This window comes from Nocardia grenadensis NBRC 108939, from assembly GCF_001613445.1.
In the GTDB taxonomy this organism is placed as follows: Bacteria; Actinomycetota; Actinomycetes; order Mycobacteriales; family Mycobacteriaceae; genus Nocardia; species Nocardia grenadensis.
Genome location: NZ_BDCJ01000043.1, coordinates 1 through 23,095, shown reverse-complemented (window position 1 = coordinate 23,095; position 23,095 = coordinate 1). Strand labels below are relative to the sequence as shown.

At 66.9% G+C, this 23,095-nt stretch carries 21 protein-coding genes and 3 pseudogenes; 17 read left to right on the top strand and 7 right to left on the bottom strand.

From position 1 onward, the window contains the following. Positions 1-38: 38 nt before the first annotated feature. From NGR01S_RS29065 to NGR01S_RS29045, 5 genes are all read left to right on the top strand, one after another. Positions 39-1,178: a C4-dicarboxylate TRAP transporter substrate-binding protein gene (locus NGR01S_RS29065; RefSeq protein WP_063042510.1), complete on the top strand. Its 1,140-nt coding sequence runs from the start codon at positions 39-41 to the stop codon at positions 1,176-1,178. Positions 1,179-1,306: 128 nt separating this feature from the next. After that, a complete protein-coding gene (locus NGR01S_RS29060; protein WP_245664821.1) occupies positions 1,307-1,804 on the top strand; it encodes a TRAP transporter small permease subunit in 498 nt (165 codons plus the stop codon). Next, positions 1,797-3,302, top strand: coding sequence for a TRAP transporter large permease (locus tag NGR01S_RS29055; RefSeq protein ID WP_245664820.1), 1,506 nt, complete (start codon positions 1,797-1,799; stop codon positions 3,300-3,302). Before NGR01S_RS29060 ends, NGR01S_RS29055 begins: the two co-directional genes overlap by 8 nt. 37 nt (positions 3,303-3,339) lie before the next feature. Continuing rightward, the gene (locus NGR01S_RS29050; RefSeq protein ID WP_063042506.1) at positions 3,340-4,041 is read left to right on the top strand and encodes a nitroreductase; all 702 of its coding nucleotides are present in this window, start codon (positions 3,340-3,342) and stop codon (positions 4,039-4,041) included. Between the two features lie 40 nt (positions 4,042-4,081). After that, a complete protein-coding gene (locus NGR01S_RS29045; protein WP_063042504.1) occupies positions 4,082-5,203 on the top strand; it encodes a CaiB/BaiF CoA transferase family protein in 1,122 nt (373 codons plus the stop codon). A 72-nt stretch (positions 5,204-5,275) separates the two neighbouring features. On the opposite strand, the gene NGR01S_RS29040 is transcribed toward NGR01S_RS29045, so the two are convergent. Then, positions 5,276-6,016, bottom strand: coding sequence for a FadR/GntR family transcriptional regulator (locus tag NGR01S_RS29040; RefSeq protein ID WP_063042502.1), 741 nt, complete (start codon positions 6,014-6,016; stop codon positions 5,276-5,278). A 37-nt stretch (positions 6,017-6,053) separates the two neighbouring features. After that, complete coding sequence (locus tag NGR01S_RS29035) at positions 6,054-6,467, bottom strand: hypothetical protein (protein WP_063042500.1); 414 nt, start codon at positions 6,465-6,467, stop codon at positions 6,054-6,056. Positions 6,468-6,742: 275 nt separating this feature from the next. Between NGR01S_RS29035 and NGR01S_RS29030 the strand changes: the two genes are divergently transcribed. The 4 genes and pseudogenes from NGR01S_RS29030 to NGR01S_RS33300 all read left to right on the top strand — a co-directional run. After that, positions 6,743-7,576: a site-specific integrase gene (locus NGR01S_RS29030; RefSeq protein WP_063042498.1), complete on the top strand. Its 834-nt coding sequence runs from the start codon at positions 6,743-6,745 to the stop codon at positions 7,574-7,576. Positions 7,577-7,721: 145 nt separating this feature from the next. Further along, positions 7,722-8,411, top strand: coding sequence for a hypothetical protein (locus tag NGR01S_RS29025; protein WP_157107495.1), 690 nt, complete (start codon positions 7,722-7,724; stop codon positions 8,409-8,411). A 50-nt stretch (positions 8,412-8,461) separates the two neighbouring features. Then, positions 8,462-8,674: a hypothetical protein gene (locus tag NGR01S_RS29020; protein ID WP_157107494.1), complete on the top strand. Its 213-nt coding sequence runs from the start codon at positions 8,462-8,464 to the stop codon at positions 8,672-8,674. Then, positions 8,671-8,847 (top strand): annotated as a pseudogene (locus NGR01S_RS33300) (recombinase family protein); the annotation flags it as partial. The gene NGR01S_RS29020 and the pseudogene NGR01S_RS33300, both read left to right, overlap by 4 nt. 266 nt (positions 8,848-9,113) lie before the next feature. On the opposite strand, the gene NGR01S_RS32745 reads toward NGR01S_RS33300, so the two are convergent. Further along, positions 9,114-9,794 (bottom strand): hypothetical protein, encoded by a 681-nt coding sequence (locus NGR01S_RS32745; RefSeq protein ID WP_245664819.1) that lies wholly within the window; start codon positions 9,792-9,794, stop codon positions 9,114-9,116. Positions 9,795-10,254: 460 nt separating this feature from the next. On the opposite strand from NGR01S_RS32745, the gene NGR01S_RS29010 reads away from it, so the two are divergent. Continuing rightward, positions 10,255-11,481: a nuclease-related domain-containing protein gene (locus tag NGR01S_RS29010; protein ID WP_063042490.1), complete on the top strand. Its 1,227-nt coding sequence runs from the start codon at positions 10,255-10,257 to the stop codon at positions 11,479-11,481. Between the two features lie 95 nt (positions 11,482-11,576). Here the strand turns inward: NGR01S_RS29010 and NGR01S_RS29005 are convergent, their stop codons facing one another. Beyond that, complete coding sequence (locus tag NGR01S_RS29005; RefSeq protein WP_063042488.1) at positions 11,577-12,014, bottom strand: hypothetical protein; 438 nt, start codon at positions 12,012-12,014, stop codon at positions 11,577-11,579. A gap of 209 nt (positions 12,015-12,223) precedes the next feature. Between NGR01S_RS29005 and NGR01S_RS29000 the strand changes: the two genes are divergently transcribed. From NGR01S_RS29000 to NGR01S_RS30650, 6 genes and pseudogenes are all read left to right on the top strand, one after another. After that, a complete protein-coding gene (locus NGR01S_RS29000) occupies positions 12,224-12,781 on the top strand; it encodes a DUF7691 family protein (protein ID WP_063042486.1) in 558 nt (185 codons plus the stop codon). Positions 12,782-13,062: 281 nt separating this feature from the next. Further along, positions 13,063-13,935, top strand: a complete 873-nt coding sequence (locus NGR01S_RS28995; protein WP_063042484.1) for a hypothetical protein — start codon at positions 13,063-13,065, stop codon at positions 13,933-13,935. 38 nt (positions 13,936-13,973) lie between these two features. Continuing rightward, entirely contained in the window at positions 13,974-14,468 is a 495-nt protein-coding gene (locus tag NGR01S_RS28990) for a hypothetical protein (RefSeq protein ID WP_157107492.1), read from the top strand. A gap of 336 nt (positions 14,469-14,804) precedes the next feature. Next, positions 14,805-15,869 carry a type IV toxin-antitoxin system AbiEi family antitoxin domain-containing protein gene (locus tag NGR01S_RS30655; protein ID WP_084481795.1) on the top strand — a complete coding sequence of 355 codons (1,065 nt, stop codon included), beginning with the start codon at positions 14,805-14,807 and terminating at the stop codon, positions 15,867-15,869. Next, positions 15,866-16,768, top strand: a complete 903-nt coding sequence (locus tag NGR01S_RS28980; protein WP_063042475.1) for a nucleotidyl transferase AbiEii/AbiGii toxin family protein — start codon at positions 15,866-15,868, stop codon at positions 16,766-16,768. The genes NGR01S_RS30655 and NGR01S_RS28980 overlap by 4 nt, the downstream gene beginning before the upstream one ends. A 209-nt stretch (positions 16,769-16,977) precedes the next feature. Continuing rightward, positions 16,978-17,979: pseudogene (locus NGR01S_RS30650) on the top strand (tyrosine-type recombinase/integrase); the annotation flags it as partial. Between the two features lie 78 nt (positions 17,980-18,057). On the opposite strand, the pseudogene NGR01S_RS33045 reads toward NGR01S_RS30650, so the two are convergent. The 3 genes and pseudogenes from NGR01S_RS33045 to NGR01S_RS28965 form a co-directional block, all read right to left on the bottom strand. After that, a pseudogene (locus tag NGR01S_RS33045) lies at positions 18,058-19,287 on the bottom strand (DUF4158 domain-containing protein); the annotation flags it as partial. Positions 19,288-19,708: 421 nt separating this feature from the next. Beyond that, positions 19,709-20,281, bottom strand: a complete 573-nt coding sequence (locus NGR01S_RS32060; RefSeq protein WP_218020845.1) for a hypothetical protein — start codon at positions 20,279-20,281, stop codon at positions 19,709-19,711. Beyond that, on the bottom strand, positions 20,278-21,552 hold the full coding sequence (locus NGR01S_RS28965; protein WP_063042471.1) for an MFS transporter: 1,275 nt from the start codon (positions 21,550-21,552) through the stop codon (positions 20,278-20,280). The genes NGR01S_RS32060 and NGR01S_RS28965 overlap by 4 nt, the downstream gene beginning before the upstream one ends. Positions 21,553-21,683: 131 nt before the next feature. Here NGR01S_RS28965 and NGR01S_RS28960 point away from each other — a divergent pair, with 131 nt between their 5' ends. Continuing rightward, complete coding sequence (locus tag NGR01S_RS28960) at positions 21,684-22,562, top strand: LysR family transcriptional regulator (protein ID WP_063042469.1); 879 nt, start codon at positions 21,684-21,686, stop codon at positions 22,560-22,562. The last annotated feature ends 533 nt before the right edge of the window (positions 22,563-23,095 follow it).

Below are 23,095 nucleotides of genomic sequence, written 5' to 3'. Positions count from 1 at the left end.
CCGCTGCCCGATTCGGGAGGTGTCTGCGCCGCGGTGCCGTGGCAGCGGCGATACTGCTGCTCGCCTCGGCCTGCGGCGCCGCGGTCGGGCAGCGGTCCGGCGAGGCGCTGGTGCTGCGTTACGCGGATTACACCAGTGCGCAGTCGGGTGAGGGTTTCCGTGCCTTCGCCGCCGAGGTCACCGAACGCACCGGCGGCCGCATCACCTTCGACGCGTATTGGGGCGGGAGCCTGCTGTCAGGTACGGATATGGCCTCGGGGGTGCGCGGCGGGGTCGCGGATCTGGGTATGTTCACCGCCACCTACTACGCGAGTGAATTTCCGGTCACCGACTGGCTTTCACGTCTCGGCAACTCGGCCGATACCGACTATCCCCGAGGTGTCATGCAAGCGAATGCTGCCCAGTCCGATTTCGCGATGTCCAGCGAGGATGTGAATCGGCAATTCGAGAATCGCGGAATGAAGCTGATTTTCTCGGCGCATCCCATCACCAACTACGACATCCTCTGCAAGACGCCGGTCACCACCCTCGCGGATGCGGCCGGCAAACGTGTCCGGTCCGGTGGCGGAATGTGGGACGACGAGGTCCGGGCGCTGGGGATGACCCCGGTCAGCCTGTCCATCGGCGAAACCTACGAGGGACTCGAACGCGGGGTCATCGACTGTGCGCTCGCTTCTCCCAAAACGGTGACCTCCTACGGATTCTGGGAGGTCGCCAAACATTACACCCGCCTGCCGCTGACCGGTATCAACGCCCAGTACGTCGTGATGAATCGAGAGGTTTGGGATGCGCTGCCGGTCGACGATCAGCGGGTGATCTGGGATGCCGCGTACCTGTGGTTCCAAGGCTATCTCGAATACGAAGGGCTGGGCCTGGAAAAGGTTCTCGTCGATACCGGCATCTCGAAACACGGGCTGAATTTCCACGATCCGGCCGACGAACTGTCGACAGTTCTGAAAGATCAGCAGGCAGCGGTGCGGGCTGAATTGCCCGCCGTCGCTCCCGACCGGATCGAATCGCCGGAAACGATCGTCCGCGACTACGCGAACACCATGCGTGTCTGGCACGATCGGCTGGCCACGATGGATCTGGGTGCCGCCGGCGACAACGGACATATCGATCTCACGGAGTACGCCGCCGAAGTACGTCGGGAAGTTTTCGACCGCCACCGTCCATAGAATTCCCGTTCTCCGAACCACCGGGTGGCCGGTCTGCCCCGGCCGGCCCCCGAAATCTTCACCGCCCGAACCGCATCGATGCGGAAAGTGAGCCTGCAATGGAAGCCCCTGCCACGAGTTTGTCCCCCTTGAGCGCCTTATCGCGCAGCCTGGCTCGATTCGCGGGGGTCGTGGCGGGAGCCATCGTATTGCTGCTGACCGTCCAGATCACCGCCGACGTCGTATCCCGCAACCTGTTCAACGAGCCGATCCCTGGCACGCTCGAGCTGACCGCGTACCTGTTCATGCCGTTGATCGTCTTCCTGTCCCTGGCCTATGCCGAGTACGCCGATGAACACATCCGGGCGACGATCGTCGTCGCCCGGTTGAGCGGGCGGATCGCGCAGGCCACCGAACTCGCCGGCCGGATCGTCACGCTGGTGGTGGTACTGGCGCTGACCTACTACGCCGTGATCGGTGCGATCTATGCCACCGAGATCCGGCTCGAGGCGCTCGGCGCCGTCACTTTGCCGGTATGGCCGGTGAAGATCCTCACGGCCGTCGGATGGGCACTGTTCGCGCTGCAACTGACCGTCTCGACCGCCACTCAGTTCATCCGCTCGACGACGAGGAACGATCATGGCTGACAGCCTCACAACCGAAACCCGCGCTGCGAAAACCACGCCCGAGGAAGCAGCGGATGCCGCGAACCGGGGTTCACGCGCCGACCACGTGATCCTCGTCGTCGCCGTGACCACCGTGGCAGCGCTGGTGGCCCTCGGGCTGATCCCGATGGCCGACTCGGTGGTGGGTCTCGTTGTACTCGCTATGACGGTTCTTCTCATGCTGGCCGGGGTACCGGTCGGGATCGCGATCCTCGCGGCGGGTGGGGTGGGGCTGTGGCGGCTGGCCGGATTCGAGGCAATGGCAGTTACTTTCGAGGATGTGCCGTTCGCGACAGCCGCCAGCTGGAGCCTGAGCGTCATTCCCCTGTTCATATTCATGGGCATCGCGCTGGGGAAGTTCAACCTCACCACCAGACTGTTCGACGCGGCCCAGCAGTGGATGGGCAAGTTGCCCGGGGGACTTGCCATCGCGACGAACTTCGCCGGTGCCGGACTCGCGGCCGCCAGTGGCAGTTCCATCGCGATCTCCTACGCCCTCGGCCGGATCACCATCCCCGAGATGTTGCGCGCGAACTACAAGCCCTCGCTCGCCGTGGGCGTGGTCGCTATGGCCGGCACGCTCGGAATGCTCATCCCGCCCAGCGTCGTCCTCGTCATCTATGCCGGGGCGGCCGGTACCGCGATCGGGCCGCAACTCCTCGCCGCGCTGGTGCCGGGGCTCATCCTGGCAGTGGCGTTCGCGGCACTCATCCTGATCCGTTCGGTACTCGATCCCGGCCTGGCGCCCCGCGTGGAGTCGGCCGAGGTCACCTGGCGATCGCGGATCGGTTCGCTGCGCGGCGTCGCCCCGATGGCGGTCATCATCGCCGCGATCATCGGCGGCATGTACACGGGTTTCTTCACCCCGACCGAGGCCGGCGCCTTCGGGGCGCTACTGGCCGTACTGCTGGGCTGGTTGTTCGGCGGCGACCGCAGCGTCCGCAGGCTCGGCGTCACCCTGGCCGCCTGCCTGCGGGAGACCGTCGCCGGGGTGGCCTCCATCTTCCTGCTGCTGATCGGTGTGCACGTCCTGACCCGGGTGGTCGCGCTCTCGGGCCTCGCCGACATCATGGCCGACACCGTGACCGGGATGGGCCTTTCGCGGGTCGGTTTTCTGTTCGTCCTGATCGTCGTATTCCTGATCCTGGGCATGTTCATGGACAGCCTGGCGATGATCCTGCTGACCGTCCCGGTCCTCCTGCCGGTGCTGTCGGCACTGGATATCGATATGATCTGGTACGGCGTCTTCATGGTGATCCTGGTGGAGATCGGGCTGGTCACGCCGCCCATCGGCATGCTGAGCTATATCGTGCACCGGCTGACCCAGCATCCCGAGGTAAACCTCGGCCGCACAGTTCATCTCACCGATGTCTTCAAGGGAACCGCCTGGTTCATCGTCGCCGCGCTCGTCGTCCTCACGGCGCTCATCTTCTGGCCCGATCTCGCATTGTGGCTGCCCGGGCGTTCGAACGCCTCATAGGAATATCGCACCACGATTCGTCTCGAAGGATCACCGAATGACCGACCCCGCAACCGAGCGGCCGCCGGCTCCGCACACCACGCTGGAAGACCTGCTCACTACCCGCCACAGCTGCCGCGCTTTCCTTCCCGCCGCGGTGCCGCGCGCGGATATCGAGCGGATACTCCTGCTCGCCCAGCGTGCCCCCTCCTGGTGTAACGCCCAACCCTGGCAGGTGCACGTGCTCAGCGGTGCGGCGACCCGGCGGTTGGCGTCGGCGCTGTACGACGCGGCCCGTCGCGGTGAACGCCGGCCCGAACTCGAGCCGCCGCGCGAGTACACCGGCGTCTATCGGGACCGGCGACGCGAATGCGGTCACGCGTTGTACAACGGTCTCGGAATTCAGCGGGCGGACCAGGGACGCCGAGAAGAACAGCGGTTGGCGAACTTTCGATTCTTCGGCGCTCCCCACGTCGCCCTGATCACCACCGATGAGCAACTCGGCACCTACGGCGCCGTGGATTGCGGCGGCTATGTCACGACACTGCTGCTCGCCGCCCAGAGCCTCGGCATCGCCGCGGTCCCCCAGGCGGCGATCGCCATGACTTCGGCGACCGTCCGCGAACAGATCGCGATCCCGGCGAATCGCCGCATCGTCTGCGCCGTCTCCTTCGGGTACGCGGACGAAGCGCACCCCGCCAACAGCTTCCGTACATCGCGTGCGTCCTTACGCGAAGCCGTCGAGTGGATCGATACGTGAACCGGCACCGACTTCGAGTAGAAAGAGCCCGGATCCACCCATGACCAGTCCTACGCCACCCGCCGGTGCGTCGGGTCCGCTCGCCGGTATCCGCGTCGTCGAACTACTCACCCTGGGGCCCGGTGCCCATGCCGGAACCATGCTGGCCGATCTCGGTGCGGAGGTCGTGCTCGTGGCCCGGCCCGGCTGGCTCGCCCAGCAGGGCGCCGACCCCGACCACACCCGGCGCGGCCGCGTCCTCGTCGAAGCGAACCTCAAAAACCCCCACGATCGCGACGAGATAATGGCACTGATCGACCGTGCCGATGTACTGCTCGAAGGATTCCGACCCGGTGTGCTGGAACGGCTGGGAATGGGCCCCCACGACTGCGGTACTCGAAACCCGCGGTTGATCTACGCGCGAATGACCGGCTGGGGGCAGACCGGCCCGCGGGCGCAGCAGGCCGGTCACGATATCAACTACATCGCGCTGACCGGGCACCTAAACGCCGTGGCCCGATACGGGCAGGCGCCCGTGCCGCCGCTGAATCTCGTCGGCGATTACGGCGGCGGGTCCATGTTCGTCACCCTCGGCATCACCGCCGCCCTGATCGAAAGGCAAACCTCCGGTCGCGGTCAGACCATCGACGCGGCCATGGTGGACGGCGCGAGCATGCTCGGCCACTGGATGTGGGCGATGCGGCCCCGCGGCCGATGGTCCGATATCCCCGGCACGAACCTCCTCGATACCGGTCGCCCCTTCTACGATGTCTACGAAACGCTGGACGGCGGGTACATGGCGGTGGGAGCGCTGGAACCGCAATTCTTCTCGTCCTTCGTCGCCGGCCTCGGACTCGGCCCCGACGAGGTGCCCGATCAGCATGACAGCGACCGGTACGGTGAACAGCGCGAGATCTTTACCCGAGTCTTCAAGACACGGACGCGGCAGGAATGGACCGAGATATTCGCCGGCACCGACGGGTGCGTCACACCCGTGCTGTCGTACGAAGAAGCGGCCCGCGATCCGCATCTGGTGGCCCGGGGGACGATTGTCGAATTGCAGGGAGTAACCCAGCCCGCGCCGGCCCCCCGGTTCTCCCGTACCGACCGCAGAACTGTGGCGGGCCCACCCCGGACCGTCACCCCCGTTCGGGAGATCTGGGCTTCGGCGAATCAGGGATAGCTCGATTCACCCGGAGGTACCGGGCGGCTGCCGGCCGGTTGTCTCGAACACCGGCCGGTGCCACGACTACATTTATTTCTCGTGCTCGGCGGAGTTCGTGCGGTTCGTGCCCTCGATCCAACGGCTCTGCAGCTTCGACAGATACCATTCGAGTTCGGCGGTCGCCGCGCCCGAATCGCGTTTGCGCAGTGCCGCGAGCAGCCGGTACCGGGACTCGATGATGTAGTCGTCGGCGGCAGGTCCCACCCGCAGGGTCAGATCATGGGTGAGTTCCATCAACGGCCGGTTCAGTATCGACAGGATGGGATTGTGCGCCGCATCGGTGAGCTTCTGGTGGAACTCCAGGTGAACCGTCATCTTCTCGCGCCAGCGGGTGGTGGCATCGATGGCGGCGGTGCGCTCCACCACCTCCTCGAGAGCATCGATTTCGGCTTCGGTGGCCCGTTCGCAGACCTTCTCGATGATCAGGCTTTCGACCCCGATCCTCGCCTCGGTCAGATCGGACAGGGAGTATTGGGTGAGGGTCATCCCGTCCAGAATCCCGCGGGCGACGGCCCCCGAGGTGGAATCCGCGACGAAGGCACCGCCCGTATGCCCCTTCTTGAGGGTCACCAGCCCGGAGATCTCCAGCATTCGCAACGCTTCGCGTACCGTATTGCGGCTGACCCCGAGCTGCTCCGCGAATTCACGTTCGCTGGGCAACTTCTCACCGGGCCTCAGGTCTCCCGACTGGAGACGGTCACGGACCTGCTCGATGATGTCATCGAAGGCCCGCCGGGTTTTCGCGGGCTCGAATTTCAGCCGCGCATCCATCAGATCCTCCCTGTCGCGACTATTGTGGTGAGCTGGTTCAACCATTGACTCCAGTGCCGCTCAGTTTAGAGGTTCCGCCGGCGAAGTGCACAATTCGCGGCGCGTGGTGCTGTCTATTACGGCGTATCGGCCTCCGAACCGCTCGGCGCGCGGCGAGCTGCGGCAGCGGGGACTGCAGCACACCGCGCTGCCTCCGAATCAACGTCGCGAACATGTCCACGACGAGAAAGTCCAGGTCAGTGGCTAAAATTCCACTAAAATGGTCGGAAAACTCGACGTGTAGGGGCTGCCCGGCCGCCAGGATTATGAAGCGCGCAAAGCCACCAAACAAGCCACCTACCAGCAGACCGGCACTCGGCTGACCGAATGGGATATCGCCGATCCGATCCCCGATCTCCACAGCAGATAGAGCGTACGCGGGCAGCCCCGCACCATTGACCGTGCAGAACATCAGCGGACAGCCTGTACACGAGCGTGTGACCTCGACTTCCACGGGCCCCGTCGGCCAGGGACGTCGGGTTATCGTCTGGAGCGATTCCGACCGAGGTGGGAAGCGATGACCGAACCTGATGACGACTTGAACGACGTGCCTGATGACGACAGGCGAGTCGCCACCACCATCCCCGGCCTCACCGGCGAAAGGCCCGTGAGTGGCGGCAGTTCGCGGTCTGGGCTCGGGCAAACGACCAACCGCAGCTGCCCGACGGCGGATTCTCGGCGGCCGTCGTGCTGGCCTATCTCGATGCACACCCCGGCAAACCCGGGATGCAACGCAACCGGGTCACCGCACTCAACGCCGCCCACGCGCTCAACGCCGCCCACGCCGGCAAGGCCGGTCGACGCCGACCGGGCTGGCCGCTCCCGGGAGAGGCCGAAGCGGTACGCCGCGCCCTGAACCCCGACCGAACCGACCGCCTCGCGGCCATGCGCGACCGCGCCGACCAAGTCCTGCCGCACCTGCTCACACACGGCTGGCCGGACGGTCTGCGCGGGCGCCGCGACGCGGTCATCCTGCTGCTCGGCGCCTCCGGCCTGCGCTGGGCCCGGATCGCCGCCCTCACCCAACGCGATATCGCGGTAACCGACACCGAGGTCACCGTCGGCGCCCAACCCCTGGTCGGACTGCCCGCCACCGGCGACCCCGAGACCTGCCCGGTCACGGTATTCCGGCGCTGGCACGCGGTGCTGGCCCACGCGGCCGAACCCGGCGGACATCTCATCGCCGAACGCGTCCTCACCGATCCCGAACACCGTGAACCCGAGCTACTCGAAGCGTTCTCCGACCAGCCCTACCTCACCGACTTCGATACCCGCGGCATCGCCGACGGGTACATCGGCGAACTCGACCCCCTGCCGGCCGAGACGATCGCGAGGATCACCCTTACCGCGCTGCTACCGCAACCGGCCCGCGTCGCCGCCGGGGTGCTCGACCCGGGCTACTACGCGCGCGGCGTCGCCGCCCGCCACCGTGCTCAGCCGATCCTCGATGAGCTCGACGACTTCTTCGACCGCATCGACGCGATGACGGTTCCAACGGTCCTCGACTTCCCACCGCGCTGACCACCGCCGCTGGGGTCTATACGCGCGGCCGCAGACAGTATCCCGTGCCCCTGGGCAGCGCCGGTAACGGGCGACCGCGGGCGGATGAACGATGCCCCGGCCGTCGATATACGAACACTCACCGCTGTCGCGTACGGTCATTCCCATGATGAGTTCGGAGGAGCGGTTGAGGGCAATGGCGCAGGCGCGCCAGGCCCACGATGCCGCGACCCGGCTCCAGAACGACCCCGCATTCCGTGAGCAGGTGCACCGCACCGAACAGGCGGCGGTCCGAGGGATGATCGCCGATAACCCGGAGATCTTCGACGACCTCACCCGGCAGTGCCTCACCGAGTACACCGTGGTGCCCCCGCCGGAGGAGTTGTTCGACCACAACGCGGCCGCCGCGGTACTCCAATACGCGACGATGCACATCTGGGATACCCCGACGATGCGGGAAGTCCGGGATGGGCTGTTCACAACGATCGCGGGTTACCTGCCGCCCATCCCGATCGAGCGTTCCAAGGGCGCGCTCCTGGCAATCCGATTGATTTTCGACCAGGTCATCGCTCAGAAGCTGGGTGACGCCGGCTGGTGGCTCGCCGACGATATCGACCCGTCCCGGCCGACCTATCTGTCCGGGCTCGAAGACAATCTCCCTGCCGACCGGGCCCGTAACCTCATCGGCACGGCGCATTTCGTCGACTTCATTCGCGCGCTGCTGCACCACAGCCGCAGGCGTTCCACCGAGCCACCCGGGCAACTGATCACCGCGCTCCGCCGCCCCGCGCGCGGTCCCGACACCCGCTGGACGACTTCATTCCTCAGTCGGACAGCGGGACTCGTGCGCGCATAAATACTGACGCACGCGGTCTCGTCCTCACCTTGGAGACAGACTCCGTGTTTTTGCATACCGTTCTGGCACTACTGGCCCAACCGCAGCTGGGCACGATCGCGCTGATCGCGGTGGTCGCGCCCACCATCGTGCTGCTCGTGCTCATCACCATCACGACCCTGGTCGCGCTCGCCGCCGGCGCCGACCGTGGCCAACGGGCCCGCTCGATCCTGGGCGATCTTCTTGCCGTTCTCGCCCCCTGGCGCCGCGGGGGCCGGCGATGAGCGCCGGGCGCGGCCCGGGACGGCCGTCGCTGTGCCCGCCGCACGTGCTCACCGCGGTCGTGATCATGTACATGGACGGGATGTCCTACGCCGCCATCAGCGATGCCCTCGATGCCCGGGGCATCCCCACGCCCGCCGGTCGCAGCCGGTGGCAGCGCGCTCACGTGTGGCGCCTGGTCCGCACCGCCGCCGCAGCCCGCGTCCAGTCGGCGCATCGAGACGATCCCGCCCACGTCAACACCGCCGAGCCCGCAGCGCCCCGGACCGAGACCACGATCCGGGCAACCTGGGAACTACGGCCAGCCTCCGGCCGCCGCCGACCGGCCTCGCGTGCGGAAAGCGTCGATGGTGGTCGCCGCAGCCGCCCGGTCCGACGCGTGCCTTCTAGACGGCGGGATGCCGACTCCGGCAAGGCGCTGGTGAATCACAATGAACCAACCTATTTGCTACCGCGCCGGTCCGTCTCGCCAGCGATAGGCAGCGCCTCGGCGGTCCTACGCGGCGAATCGACCGCGGATTTCCGGCAGTTGGTCGGCTTCGGACTGTCGCTGCCGTTGAGTGTGATGATCAGCATCACCGCCAAGGCCATCTCTTCGACGCCGAGGGCCTCGGCCGGCCGGATTCGTCGGAAGTTGTAGTTGATCTGGGCATGACCGGGTTGAGTGTTGTCGTTCGGGTTGAGCAGCTCGATCTGGAGATGGTCGTAGAAATCGATGCGGATCGCGAAGCCACCCGGTCCTTGGTTGAGGTGGGAGATTCGACCCTCATGGGAGGTGACCTGGACGCCGTGCTCGTCATAGAACCGCGACTCGGCCGGTGTGCCCAGCTTCGGATTCTTGCTCAACGCCTCGAAGTGAATCTCCATGCCGGTGTGCTCGCCGGCCACGAATTCCGGCCCGGCGATGGTCACCTTGCCCACGACTTCCGGAGGTAGAACCACCAGGCCCGACGCCCCGAACTTCAACGATCGGTCGAACTGTTCGCGCAGCTCGGCGTGCTCGGGGCCGAAGATCCCGTCGAAGTTGATGCCGCCGGTGCCGGGGCTCGCGCAGCTCCTTGTTCTGAGTGACCTGGCGCAGCGCCGCCTGGTAAGGCATCCCGGTACGCGCGGCGAGCGCACGGGCATCATTCTTCCGCGCGGTGTGCCGGCTCGGTCCATGATTGGATCCCATGACGGTCTCTTCCTCGGCAAGGCCCACGCCCCTGCCGTGGTGAGAATCGATCACGGCAAAGTCTGTCTGGTTTCAGCTGGGTGACCCGCAGGATCTTGGCCCTCGTGCCAGGCGCGCGTGGGGCATCGACCGGCGGAGCTGAGCCGTCACAGCTACGGCCTGCACAGCAGGCTACCCCACCCTCCCGACACCTGGAGCCCACCCCTCCGCGCCGTTCCAGCTGATCGGCTAACGCCACAGTGCTGCAGGCGCTTCCGGCGCTGGCCGGTCTCGGACCGACGTGTCGTCGATAAGGTGCACGCCGATCCAGGAACGGCTTATTCCGTTGTGCCCAAGTGAGTTTCAGCTACGCGAATTGTCCAGTCGCAGTAGGCTTGAAGGCTGCGCGGTGTCGAGGTTCGGGGGTCTGTGGTGATCGTGATCGTCAGCAACGGGGTGGAAGTAGAAGACGCCGAGGAAATGGTCCGCCGGTTGCTGGAGTCCTGGCGGACCGGTAGCAGCCAGGTCGGTGGGGTCGCTGTGCTCGGGTGCAAAGTGCGCCACAAGCGCCGCGTCCACAGCCTCGATGCGCTGGTGTGGACCCCGTACACGTGCACAGTAATGGAGATCAAAGGTTTCCGGAGCGTTCAACACGGCACGCTCGACCCGTGCGACAACGGCGCCTGGCGGGTCGGCGGTGCGGTCGCCGACCTGTACTCGCTGGGCTCGGCCGCCAACCCGGTCGCCCAGGCCGAACGCTACATGTACGCGGTCAAGAAAAACTTGACACCCGCGGGCCTGCCGGACTGGGTGCATCTGCTGGTAGTCCTGGCGTCCCTGGACGATGCTTGCCTGACCATCACATCCTCCGAGATCAATGATGGCATGTTCGTGGTCGCCGCCTCATCGGACAACGACCGTGACCTGCGCGACTACTTCACACCAGACCCCGGGGCGAAACGCCGCTGGAGCGGCGAAGACCTCGAACGCGCCTTCGGCGTACTCGGCCTCGCCCAGTACCTGCCTGGCCGGCAACGACTCGCGCAAGAGGGGTTCTCGTTCGCGCGACTGCCGGCCGAGACCTCGGCCCACCCCGATGGCCAGGATGATCCGTTCGCTTACCGCCCGGCCCCGATGCCTCCGCAACCAGCTCTCACTTCGCTGCCGCCGGCTCCGCGGAGCCGGCGGCGCCCGCTGGTCCTGCCCAGCACACGCGCGAACCCGGGCCCGTCCAGACCTGTGGGACCGCCAGCCAGCGACCGAGGCACACGCTGGCAGGACGCCGACGATCCCGAGCCCACGCCCCGTCGCCAGCTCATCTCCGCGTCCACCATCGACCAGTCAAGAAGGCCGCGTGTTCCGCTGAGTGAGCGCTATCCGCTCTATCCGGCGGCAACACCGCCCGCATTTGCCGAACCCACCGCCCGCCGGTGGTCGCAATGGCCAGGAATGGATACCGCGATCTCGATTCTGGCAATCATCATCCTGGCAGCAGCTCTGCTCATTCTGGTGGCCTGCTGCGGCGACGCACGCTCAGCGACCCGCACCGGCGACCCGATGACACCCCCGGCAGGCCAGGTCCAACCCTCACCAGCACCGCCACGGCCGCCACCGTCTACACCCAACGCCTGCATGCCGTTCCAGGCTGGCTGCTGACGCAGGCGAGGTCCGGTCCGCCGCAGCCTCAAACATCTTGCGCGGTGCCGCCGGTGCGGTAAGGCATAGGGGTCCAGTGACGAGAAAAGTCGCGCTTAGCGTTTCGGCCGGCGGTCACGCTCAGCGACAAGCCGCCGGCCCTCGGGCACCAGTTCCTCGAGCCGCTCGGGGGTCATCGGTGGTGGCGGCTCTACGGCGAGCCGGTGGGCGCGGGCGCGCTTCCCGGCGGCTTGGCCGCTGATGTTCAGCGCGTCACCGATCCTCGCCCACGACACCGGTGTGCCGGGGGCGGTGATGCCGTCGCGCTGGTGTTGTCCGCGTCGGCGGGCGGCGACGATGTGCCGATCGATCAGGTGGCCAGCGGCGTTGATGATTCTGTCCAGCGCGTGAAGTGCGGCCAGGTCGTCATCGTCGGGGTACCGCAGGTATTCGCCGCGTTCTTCGGAATCGGCGCGCAGGCGCTTTATGATCCGCCGCAGGTCCGCATCGAGCTGATTCGAGGTGTAGCGGTTCGGCCGGGCACGCGGCGACATCCCTCCAGTATGAAACCCGGGTTTCAGCCGGACAGCCGAAATTGGGAACCGCGGCTGCGGGGAGGCGACCCGCGGCGCGTGAGGTGCGGCCGCAGACCGTATCGGCCACAGCGGACGGGGTTTTCGGTCACCGCACCCGGTTACCGTATCGACAGACCGCGCACCACCGGTGCCGGTCGACCAGGGCGCGACGAGCACGGGGAGCAGGAATGGGATACGGGGTAATGGCGTACGCGGTGGAGATCGAACTGGTGCGGGCCCCAGCCAAATACTTGCCCGACCCGCGGGACTACTTCGCCCGGCTGATGAATCTGCGTCGGCCCACCGATACCCCAGACGGCTTCGACCAGGCCCTGGAAGAGCTGTTCTTCTCCCGGCCCTTCACCGATACCGACGGATCGGTGTACGGCTACGCACTGGAATGGCTGTGCGAACAGCTCGGCTATTCCCTGCCAAATGCGCACTGGTACCCGGTCGGTTTGTCCTGGTTCGACACCGTGCACCAGGCCCTAGACGAGATCGATGTGCAGTTCCATCCGCATGACCTCATCTCCTCGGGCTCGCCTGTGGCGCTGCCGGAGATCATCGACTTCCCCGGTATCGGTCACCTCACCAGCAGCGAGGTGAAGCCGATCGCACAGGCGCTGGAGGCCGCTGACCTCTCCGCCGTCGCCGACTCCCAGGTCACGGAATCCATTGCAGAAATGCGCGATTGGGTTCAAACCTGCACGAGAATCAACTCCGACCTCGTGTGCTTCCTCCACTGAGCACACCATCGGGGACGCCGATCAGCGTTCACCCGGCTCATGTGCTTCGGGCCAGGCCGTCGTTGACCGCGGTGTACACCGGGTGTCGGGGACGAACGGCAGGACAGACATTGCATGGCCTGGCGCGTGCCCGGGAAACAACGACCTGCACAGTAACGCCTCGAGCGATAGGTGTGGTGGGGACGCGGAGCGCCGGAATTGTCTCGAATCGGAGCGGCTCGACGGCAATCGTGGTCATACTGGCAGACGAGGTCGATTGATCCGAAGGAGGCGATTTGCAAATGCCGAAATCCAAGGGGCGCAAGCTAAAACGAGCCACCACCCGGTCACAGGGGCGCGGTGCGCGAGGGCAGAACGGATACGATCCGGGCCAGCTGGGCATCCCCGCGCGGCTGATCGCGAACATGGTCGCCGCCGCTCCACCCGACCAGCTGGTGGAGATGCTGCCGCCGTTCCTGTGGCTACACCACTCCACGGGCCTGCGGGCCGATCTGTGCGTCTCGGCAGCGATATCGCTGCACCACGCCTACGACCTGATCGGGATCACGGCCCGGCCCACCGCCGTCGAACTCGTCATCGCGCACCAGACCCGCGGCACGCTGACCCGCTACGGCAGCGGCGGAGCCTCGTGGGACGGCGAGCAGTTCAACGCGCACTGCGTGCTGTGGCTCCCGGGCTCCGGCCGCTGGGTCGACGCGACCGTGATGCAGTACCCCGAGGTCCGGGCCTCCATGCCGCTCCCGGTCATCGGCCGTATGGCCGGCTCGATCTGCGGTAGTCCGGCCTCCCGCGCGCCCCTGGCCGAAGGGCGGCTCGCGGCCGGCACTCACATGACCGTGCCCCGCGAAGAACTCATCTTGGACTACACGGTCCTCACCGAAGACTCCAACGTCGTCACCGATCCCCTCACCGCGGACGCCGAGAGGGCCGCGTTGTTCCGGTCCTCCGGGATCAACCTCATCTCCAACGCCCTGGAATGGTGGCGCCGCCCCGGCATCGTCGAACGCGCCCGCACGGCACCGTACCCACGCCTGCATGCCCTGCTCGACGCCGTAGGACAGGCTCCCGTCCACGTCGACGCGGACGGAAACCGAACATTCGAGACCACGCCAGGGGTCAGGACACGCATCGACGAGCTCCTGCCCGCCGCCTGACCGCCGGACAGCTGGAGCGTGCGCCGGAGGTGAGCGAAGTGACGGTGGCGCTGATTGCGGCGGTGGCCGGGGTGCTCGGTGTTGTTCTCGGGCGTGCCTGGGACCATCGATCGGAGTCGACGCGCTGGCGCCGGGATCAGAAGACGGCCTGCTACCAGCGCGTCGCCGAGGAGTTCCGGGCCACGTGTGAAGGAGTACGCATGGTGGCACTCGCTGACCGTTCAACCCCGGAGTTCGGCGAGCTGGTCACGCGTGTGCGGATCGAGACCGCGGGGTGGGACAACGCCTACGCCGCCGTGCGGCTCGTCGGCTCACGTCGGGTTGTGGTGGCCGCAGCACTGTTGGACGGCGCGATGACCGAGCTCTTCGACACCGTTCAGCAACGGCAGTTCACGAGCGAACAGTGGCGCGAGACCAGAAAACCCACCGACAAGGCGTTCGCGAACTTCATCATCGCGGTACGCCGTGAACTTCGGCTCGACCCTGTTCCGGCGCAGTACTACCCAGAACTCGACCCGCTCCTCCCCGGCTGAATCGCTGCATACGCCCGCATGCTGCCTCCGGGTACGGCCATCATCCGGGGATGGCGCCTTCCAGCGTGACGGGCCACTGCTGTCCCCAACATCGATGTGCCGGCCCCCGGGCCGATCCCCGCACTCCTCGGGGCGGCACACGACGTCGATATTTGCACCCGCCGGTCAGGCGGCATCGTCGACGCGTCGCGGGGTTGTGTCCGTGATTCCGATGGGGTCCCCGGACCACGCAGCTACTCGTGCATAACGCGTCAGAAAAGGCGAATATCGCGTCAAGAAGGTCACCTAGTATGACTTTTTTGATGGATTCAGTGGTAGTTTTGATGTGTGTTGAGCATGGTGGTTCTTCGTGCGCGGCTCGCCGCCTTGGCGGAGTCGCAATGGGGGCTGCTCACCACCGCCCAAGCTGCCACCGTCGGCGCGAACACTAAACAGCTCCAGCGTCTCGTCGAGCACGGTGTGCTGGCCCGGCTCCGATACGGTGTCTACCGGCTGGCGGGGGTGCCCGATTCGCCGGTCGAGCCCCTGCGCGCGGAATGGCTCGCGCTCGAACCCGCCCGCACCGTCGGTGACCGCATCGGTGACGACGTCCCCATCGGCATCGTTTCTCACCGTAGTGCCGCCGACCTGCACCGCCTCGGCGACCTCGACGCCGACTACCTCGAATTCACCGTCACGGCCCGCCGCGGCACCCGCAGCCCCGACGTCCGCTTCCACCGCGCCGCCCTCACCCCGGGCGACTGGACCCTGGTCGACGGACTACCGGTCACCACCCCCGCACGCACCATCGCCGACCTCGCCGCCACCCGCACCGACGGCGGCCACCTGGCCTCGGTCGTCCGCGACGCCCTGCTCCAGGGCACGTCCGGCGACGATATCGCCGCCGCGCTGCGCCCGTATGCCCACCGCTACGGTGCCCCCGTCGACAACGGCTCCGCCCTGGTCAACCACTTCATCACCCTCGCAGGGGTCCCGGAGTCCTCCCTCGCGCTGTCCGCGCCGGCGCTCGAACCGGTCGTGGCTGCCAGCCTCGCCACGAACAAAGCACTCGAACAACTACTCCACGGCCACAGCAGCACCCACCTCACCGCCTCTCTGACCTCTATGCCCACCGACGCCGCGGTGGCAGCGATCCGCAACCAGCTCACCCACTCCGTCCCGAGCGAGCAGATAACCCTGCTGGTCCGCCAAGCCCTCGCGCCACTGGTCGAGTCCGGCGAATGGCGGGATATGATGGCACGCCTGCGCACCCGTATCGCGCACTCACTGGACCCGCAGCACTTCACCAGCCCCGCGGCCATCGAGGAAGCGACGAATATGCTTCTGCGCACCAGCATCAGCGACGCACTGCTCGACACCACGGCAGCACCCACCGGATCGTCCTCGGAGGCCGAGAAGTGACCATCCCCAGCCCCGCCTCGTTCAAGGCGTCGCTGCGGTCCCGGATCCAGGTCCAGGCCCGCCGGACCCGCCGTCCGGCCAGCGCATTACGCCGCGAATTCTTCATGCAGCGCTTCCTCGCCCGCGTGTTCGCCGACCCCGCCGCGCCCTGGGTCGTCACCGGCGGCGGTGGACTACTCGTACGCCTACCGGGAGCTCGCTCGAGCCAGGATCTTGACCTGATCCGGCCCGATACCGAGATCACCGACGCCATCAACGAACTCCGCCGCCTCGGCGGCGCACACCCCGACACCGACCCCTTCGTCTTCCGGATCGAGCTGGCCAAACAACTCACCGGCGACGCCGCCGCCGGCGCCGAGCTGACCGTTTCGATCTACCTCGGCGCCACCATGATCGAGGACTTTCGCATCGATCTGGCCACCGATAAGACCATCATCGGCACTATCGAATCTCTGGCCCCTACCCCTATCCTCGACCTCGACGGATTCGCCGCACTGCCACCGGTGCGCCTGATCCCCCTACCCAGCCAGGTCGCCGACAAAATCTGTGCCATGGTCGCCCGCTACGGCGCCACCCGCCAACCCTCCAGCCGATGGCGCGACCTCGCCGACCTCTGTTTCATCGTCGCGAGCTTCGCCTTCGACGCCACCGAAACCCGCACCGCCCTCGAAATCCAGCAACACCGCCGCGCCCTGGACCTACCCACCACACTGCGCGCGCCCGGCCCCGAATGGGAACGCGCCTACCCCGCCATGGCCAAAGAAACCAGCCTGCCCCCAGAACTCCACGACCTCGACACCGCCCTCGGCTTCATCGGCGCCGCTCTCAACCCCCTGCTCGACGGCACCTGCACCCACGGTCGCTGGAACCCCCACACCCACACCTGGGATCCACAATGACCCCCGTCTGCACGTTCCGCAGGAAGCGCGTGGCGGCGCGGCGGCTGGCCAGCGTGATGAGGGTGGCCGAGCCGTGCTCGTCCAGCAGGTCACGCATCCGGGGCCTCATGGTTTTGCGGTAGCCCCAGATGTATCTCGTTGACTGAACAAAATGGGGTGTCTGGGCAGCTACGAGTGGGTGGTGGCGACCGGGTTGTTAGCTTGCCCGAATGCCTGATGTGGATGTGACCGACAGAGATTTGGCGGCGCTCGTTGTACCGAGTGTCGGCCAGCTGGTGAAAACCGGTGAAGGGTTTCTGCCGTGGCGGATCGAGGACGCCCGCGGCGAACCGGTCGCGCCGGTTGACGAGTACCTGCGTGACCTGGTCGCTGCTGGCCGAGCCGGCACCACTGTGCGTTCCTACGGCATGGATCTGCTGCGGTGGTTTCGTTTCCTGTACGCGGTAGAGGTCGACTGGAATCGCGCGACTCGCGTCGAGGCACGGGACTTCAGCGTCTGGATTCAGATGACCCTTAAGCCATTCGGACGCAGCAAGAGCAAGGATCCAGGTCGGAGCGCCTACCGCCGGGGGGAGCCGGGCATCGCGGCGGTTGGACGATACGCGGCGAGCACCGTCGTTCACAGCGAGACGGTCCTGCGGCTGTTCTACGAGTTCCACCGCGAAGCATGCACCGGGCCGATCATGAATCCGTTCCCGACGCATCCGCGTCGCTTCGGCCGGGCGAACGCCCACCACAATCCGATGGAGCCGTTTCGACATGAGCGGGCAGGACGCTACCGGCCGCGCGTGCCCAGACGGGTTCCACGTTCGATTCCGGACGGAGTCTTCAACGAGTTGTTCGCCGGGCTGCCGAGTAACCGCGACCGCGCGATGGTGGCCTTCTACGTTTCCTCCGGCGCACGGGCATCGGAACTGATCAACATAGACGAGGAGGATATCGATGCCGGTCAGCAGCTGATCTCGGTCGTTCGCAAGGGCACTGAGGCCCGCCAGCAGATCCCTGCATCGCCGGACGCATTCGTCTGGTTACGGCTCTACCAGGACGAACTGCACGGGTTTGTCACCCGAGGGCGACGGCAGCCGCTTTGGCGAATACGCCGCGCCCCCTACTCGCGTCTGACCTACCACGGCGCGCACAGGATGTTCGAACGCGTGAACGCCCGGCTCGGTGCCCATTGGACTCTTCACGCCTTGCGGCACACTGCCGCGTACCGCATGGCCGATGACCCGAACATGCCGATGACCGATGTCCAGTGGATCTTGGGTCATCTGCCCACGTTCGCGATGTGCGGCGGTGCCGCCGGCGAAGCCGACCGTCTCAAGCACCGCGGGGGTGAACTGACGCAGGTAGTTGTAGGAGGAATCCAGCGCCGCCAGGTGCCCGTGATCGCGGGGAAGCCGAGGTTTGGCCTGGGCGAGGGCGGCGCGTAGCCGCTCCCACCCGATCTTGTTCCCGCGGATCAGCGCGCCGATCTCCTCATCGGCCACCGCCGGGTCGGTGACGATCGCCAGGAGATCATCGAGCAGCGCCTGGCGGTCCTCCCCGGACTTGCCGCGTTCGGCCAGCTCCTGCTGCATCCGGCGTTCGGCGGCACCGAATTTCGCCGAGATCGCCTGATCGAACAACGCGACCACTTCATCGAGCACATCGGCGCCGGACTGGGCGAGCACGGTGAGCAGGATCGGATACCGGCGCTGCGGATCCCGCCGCTCGAGAGCCTGCGGGGTCAACCGGCGGCCCATCGAGGCCAGGAACCGGCGCCGCTCGGCGGGCAGCACCGACAAATCCAGGCGATCCGCACCCAGCCCACGCAGGAACGCCAGCTTGTCGACCTCGCCGCGCACCGCCACCGCCGACGCTTCCACCGGCCCCGTCGACAGCCACCGCAACCGCGAAACCCCCAACGACGCATCGGTGACCAGCAGCGCGTCCAACTCAGCGCAGCGAGCTGGGGTGAACTCGTGGGCCAGGCGGTCGTAGGTCTCGCGCTGGGCCTGCTCGCGGGCATGGGCGACCCGGCGCACCACGGTGTCAGGGCTGGGCCGGATCACCCGCGCCGAGATCAGGTACTCACACCCCATACCGAACAGCAGGGTCGGGGAATCGTGTTCCAGCGCCCGCGCGAGCAGGAACTCGTCGAGTTCCTTGTACTCGAGTGATCCAGCCGCCCGCCAGCCCAGGTGCTGCGCGACCAGCCGCAAATGCTCGGTGCGAGTCTGCGCGCGGCGGCCGTAGGAACCGATCGCGGTGGCGTCGACGTTCAGTTGCTCGGCCAGCCGCGCCACCGCGACCGGCGGCGCGGTGACCAGGCGATCGGGCACGAACCCCAGCCACGGCAGCGTGCACAGCGTGATCGCCAGTCCCAGCCGCTCCGCGGGTCCGCGTCCGCGGCCCGGATCGACGAACGACCGATCCGCCGGGGTGAGCGTGAAGTACCGGAACAGCTCCTCACGGCTGATCTCCGGGAATCCCCGCAGACGTTCGAGCTCTTCATCCGCGAACACCCGCGTCGCCACGAACTCCACCCTCCAGCACACCGATCAACATCATCGGCAGCCAAGCACTATCGCGCTCGATCCGCATGCTGAACCTGAAAACCGGTGACTAACAAGCCGTTAGGCCATACTCGTTGTTCTCCGCGCGATTACTACCGGAACCCCCAGTAGCCGAGGACACGTCCATGACGACCACCGTGTCGGCCGTGTCGCGCGGTATGTCCGGTCGACCGCCAGGGCCAAGAGGTCTTCCTTCTTGCCGAAGCTGTACGCCGCCATCGTCCGGACGCCGAGGCGCTCTGCCGGGGCCCGCATCGAGAAAACGGCAGCTCCGCCGGCGTCGAGAACCTCAACCGCGGCAGTCAGGTCTCGGTTGCTTCTCCCTTGTCGCGGATGGTGATCTCGGTCTGGCGGTGGGGTGCGGTCGATCGCAGTGGCCGGATCATTGTCGGGGAGTTTCTCTCCGTGCGGCTGCACCGGCGGGCAACAGCAACGCGTCGACCACGTTGGCGCATACGGCGATGATGAGCGCACCATCGAGATAATGGCATGCCATCGCACCCACGTAGCTCGGGCCGCCCCAGGCGTTGACGACGAAATTTGGGTCCAACCCGGCAAGTACCTGTTGGCCGGCGCGGACGCTCCCGTAGGCGATCATCGCTGTGAAGGGGATTCCCAGCATCAGCCGTAGTGCGGTGGCCGGATCGCGGCGGGCCCGGTCTGCGGTGGTCCTGATTCTCGATTCGGCTCGGGTGCCGATAGGGGCGAGGAGAAGCAGCCGTTGGGGATCGGCAGACCGGGCCCGCCGACGATGGGCGACGCCGAGCCACGCTGCGGCGAGCATGGCCAGGACCGAATGGACGGGCCAGGCATTGGCATTCGCATCATGGGGTTCCTGCTCGGGTGAGCGAGCCAGATATGTGAACAATCCCAGTAGCAGTCCGAGACAGAACAGTGCGAGGGCGGTCACCGCGAGAGGTGGGGACAGGCGCCGGCGGAGTGCTGTAGCAATCATGGGCATGAGGTTGGCACGGATTCGGCCGTGGAGCTCCGCTCCTGATCGTCGGGCACCGGCGCGAAGCAGCGACGCCGGAGACGGCCGATCGACCCGATGAGCACCGACACGGCCCCGATCGTCGTTGCCATGCCCAGGAAGGCGCCGATGTACCCGGCCGTGCCGACGAACCAGCCGAGGGCCACGGCGCCCAGCCCCAGCCCGCCGTCGTAGGCGATATTCCAGATCGTGCTCGCGGTGCCACTGCGCGCGGGCCCGAGCCGCTGCACGGTCAGCACGAACGAATCGTTCTGGCAGGCTCCGAATCCCGCCCCCAGCAGGGCGGTTCCACAGCACAACAGAGAAGGATGCTCGGTCGCGAGGGCGAAGGCGGTCAGTGCCAGGCCCGCCGCGCAGCACAGTACCGAGGCCAGGAGCAGCCGGCCCGCGCCGAGCCGAGCACCGGCCGCACCGGCGCCCAGCCGAGCGGTGATCAGCGCGATCGACGCGGCGAGCAACGCCCACGACGCGGTGCCGGCACCCGGCAACGCGACCGGGAGAAAGGTGGTGACCGCGCCGAAGGCGCCGGCGGTGAGGGCAAAGAACGCGATCGGTATCGCGATACCGCCCGCGTCCGCGGCCGAGACGAGACGGAAGACCGCACGGTGCCCGCGCGGTAGCAGCAACGCCAGCACCGCACCGGCCAGGCATGCCACTGCCGACCCCCAGAAAACGATCGGGAACCCCCAGGTTCGGGCAGCCCACACCCCGCCCGCGAGCGCACCCAGGTTCGGCAACGCGGCTGCGACACCGAACAGGGAAGCCCGGGAGGCCAGGCCCCGCGCGCCGGAAAGGTCCGCGACGAAGGTAGCACCCGCGGTCACCACCAGGGCAAAGCCGATTCCGCGGACGACGGTGGTCGCCAGGACCGGCGTGATATCGGCGGATATCAGGTAGATCGGTGTCGGTGCGCCGAGCAGTACCGCGCCGGTCACGATCATGGTCCGCAGCGTCAGCACCCGGAAAAGCCATGGTGCCGCCGCCTGAGTGGCCACCGTGGCCGCCATCATGGCGCCGGTCGTCGCCCCCACCGCGATACCGCTCGCACCGGCAGTGGCCGACCACAGCGGCACGACAGGCAACAACGCGGCGTAGTCGACGAAGGCAAGAAAGGTCACCGCCAGCAACACGAAGAAGGCCCCCGCCGGTGCGGCCCGACCGGCCGGGCGCGACGCCGAACCGGACGGAACATTCGGCTGATCGGTCGTGCCGGTCCGCGGCGTCACGGTCACCTCACTCTCCGGCGCCGGTCCGTAGCGCCTGTACCTGTTGGTCGACCACTACACGATCACGCCGGCGCCGCTATTCTGTCCAACAATGACCTTTTATCCAGAGCATTACGATTCGCGATAGGGAAGCCGGCATGGACACCAGGCTCCTCCGCAGTTTTCTGACCGTGGCGCGACTGGAGAGTTTCACCGAAGCGGCCCACGAACTCGGCTACACCCAGCCGACGGTCACCGGGCACATCCAGAAACTCGAACGCCGGCTCGGCAACCGGCTCCTGGACCGCCTGACCTCGCGCGTGGTGGTGACCGAGATCGGCGCCCGGCTCATACCCCACGCCGAGGAACTCCTCGCTGCCGAGGAACGACTACAGGCAGCGTCGCGCGACCGGACGACCCGGCCCGCCGGGACCGTGCGCCTGCTCGCCCCGGAATCGCTGTGCACCTATCGGCTTCCCGCAGTCATCCGGGCACTGCGACTGCGGGAGCCCGGTATCCAGATATGGATCGGCCCGGGCGGACTGGCCGCATGTCTTGCCGCGGTACGCCGCGGGAGCGCCGACCTAGCGCTCACAATGGAACCCCGGCCCCCGACCACCGAACTCACCCTGGAGAAGGTCGGCACCGAACCGCTGTCCCTACTGGACCACGGAAAGCAGGCCGGAACGGCGGTGAGCTGGGCGGGACTGGCTGTACGTGACGCACTGCTGATCGAAGAGGGCTGTGGCTATACCGACGAGGTCACCGCCCGGCTCGCGGCGACCGGCGCCGGCCCCGGGCGGCGCACCCGCTTCGGCAGCGTCGAAGCCGTCAAGCGGTGCGTCGCGGTCGGTCTCGGATGGACGGTCCTCCCGGCGATCACCGCGGCATCCGAGATCGCGTCCGGTGAACTGGGCACTCTCGACGGTCCCGGCCTGCCCGAATGCGATATTCATCTGGTGACCCATCCCCGCCGCCATCACAGCCCCGCTCTCGACGTCGTCGCAGACGAACTTCGGAGAGCATGGCAGTTGTGAGGCGATACGAGAATATCAGTGGGTAGGCAATATCAGTGGGTAGGCGACACCAGAATGTCGGCGATTCCGGTCTTCCTACCGCTGGGTACGTGGTCTCCTCTTCCTGTGAGTGGTCGGGGACCTGCTGGTTGCGCTGCGGGCCGACGATGTCGGGAGGCCGCAGGCGTGGTCAATGAGAGCAGTCGTGTGCTGGGCAAGCTGCTGCAGATCGGTTGGCCCGGCTCGATTCTGCGGGCGTGCTGTCCAGTGACCATGTGCGGCTGACGGCGGAGACCGTGGGGGACGCCGGGCGCACGGTGTTGCGGTGGGTATCTGCTCGGCGGACGGAAGGCACATAAAGGCCGTCCAGCACGGCCCTGTGGAAGCCTCCTAGCCGAAGCATCCAGCGCGAACCTGCGCAGACCCGTCCCACCAGCCCACCGCGCCGAAGAGGACAGCCGAGATGACCGAGCCATACGCGAGCGGAATGCTGAATGTCGGGGACGGCAACCAGATCTACTGGGAGACCTGCAGCAACCCCGACGGCAAGCCAC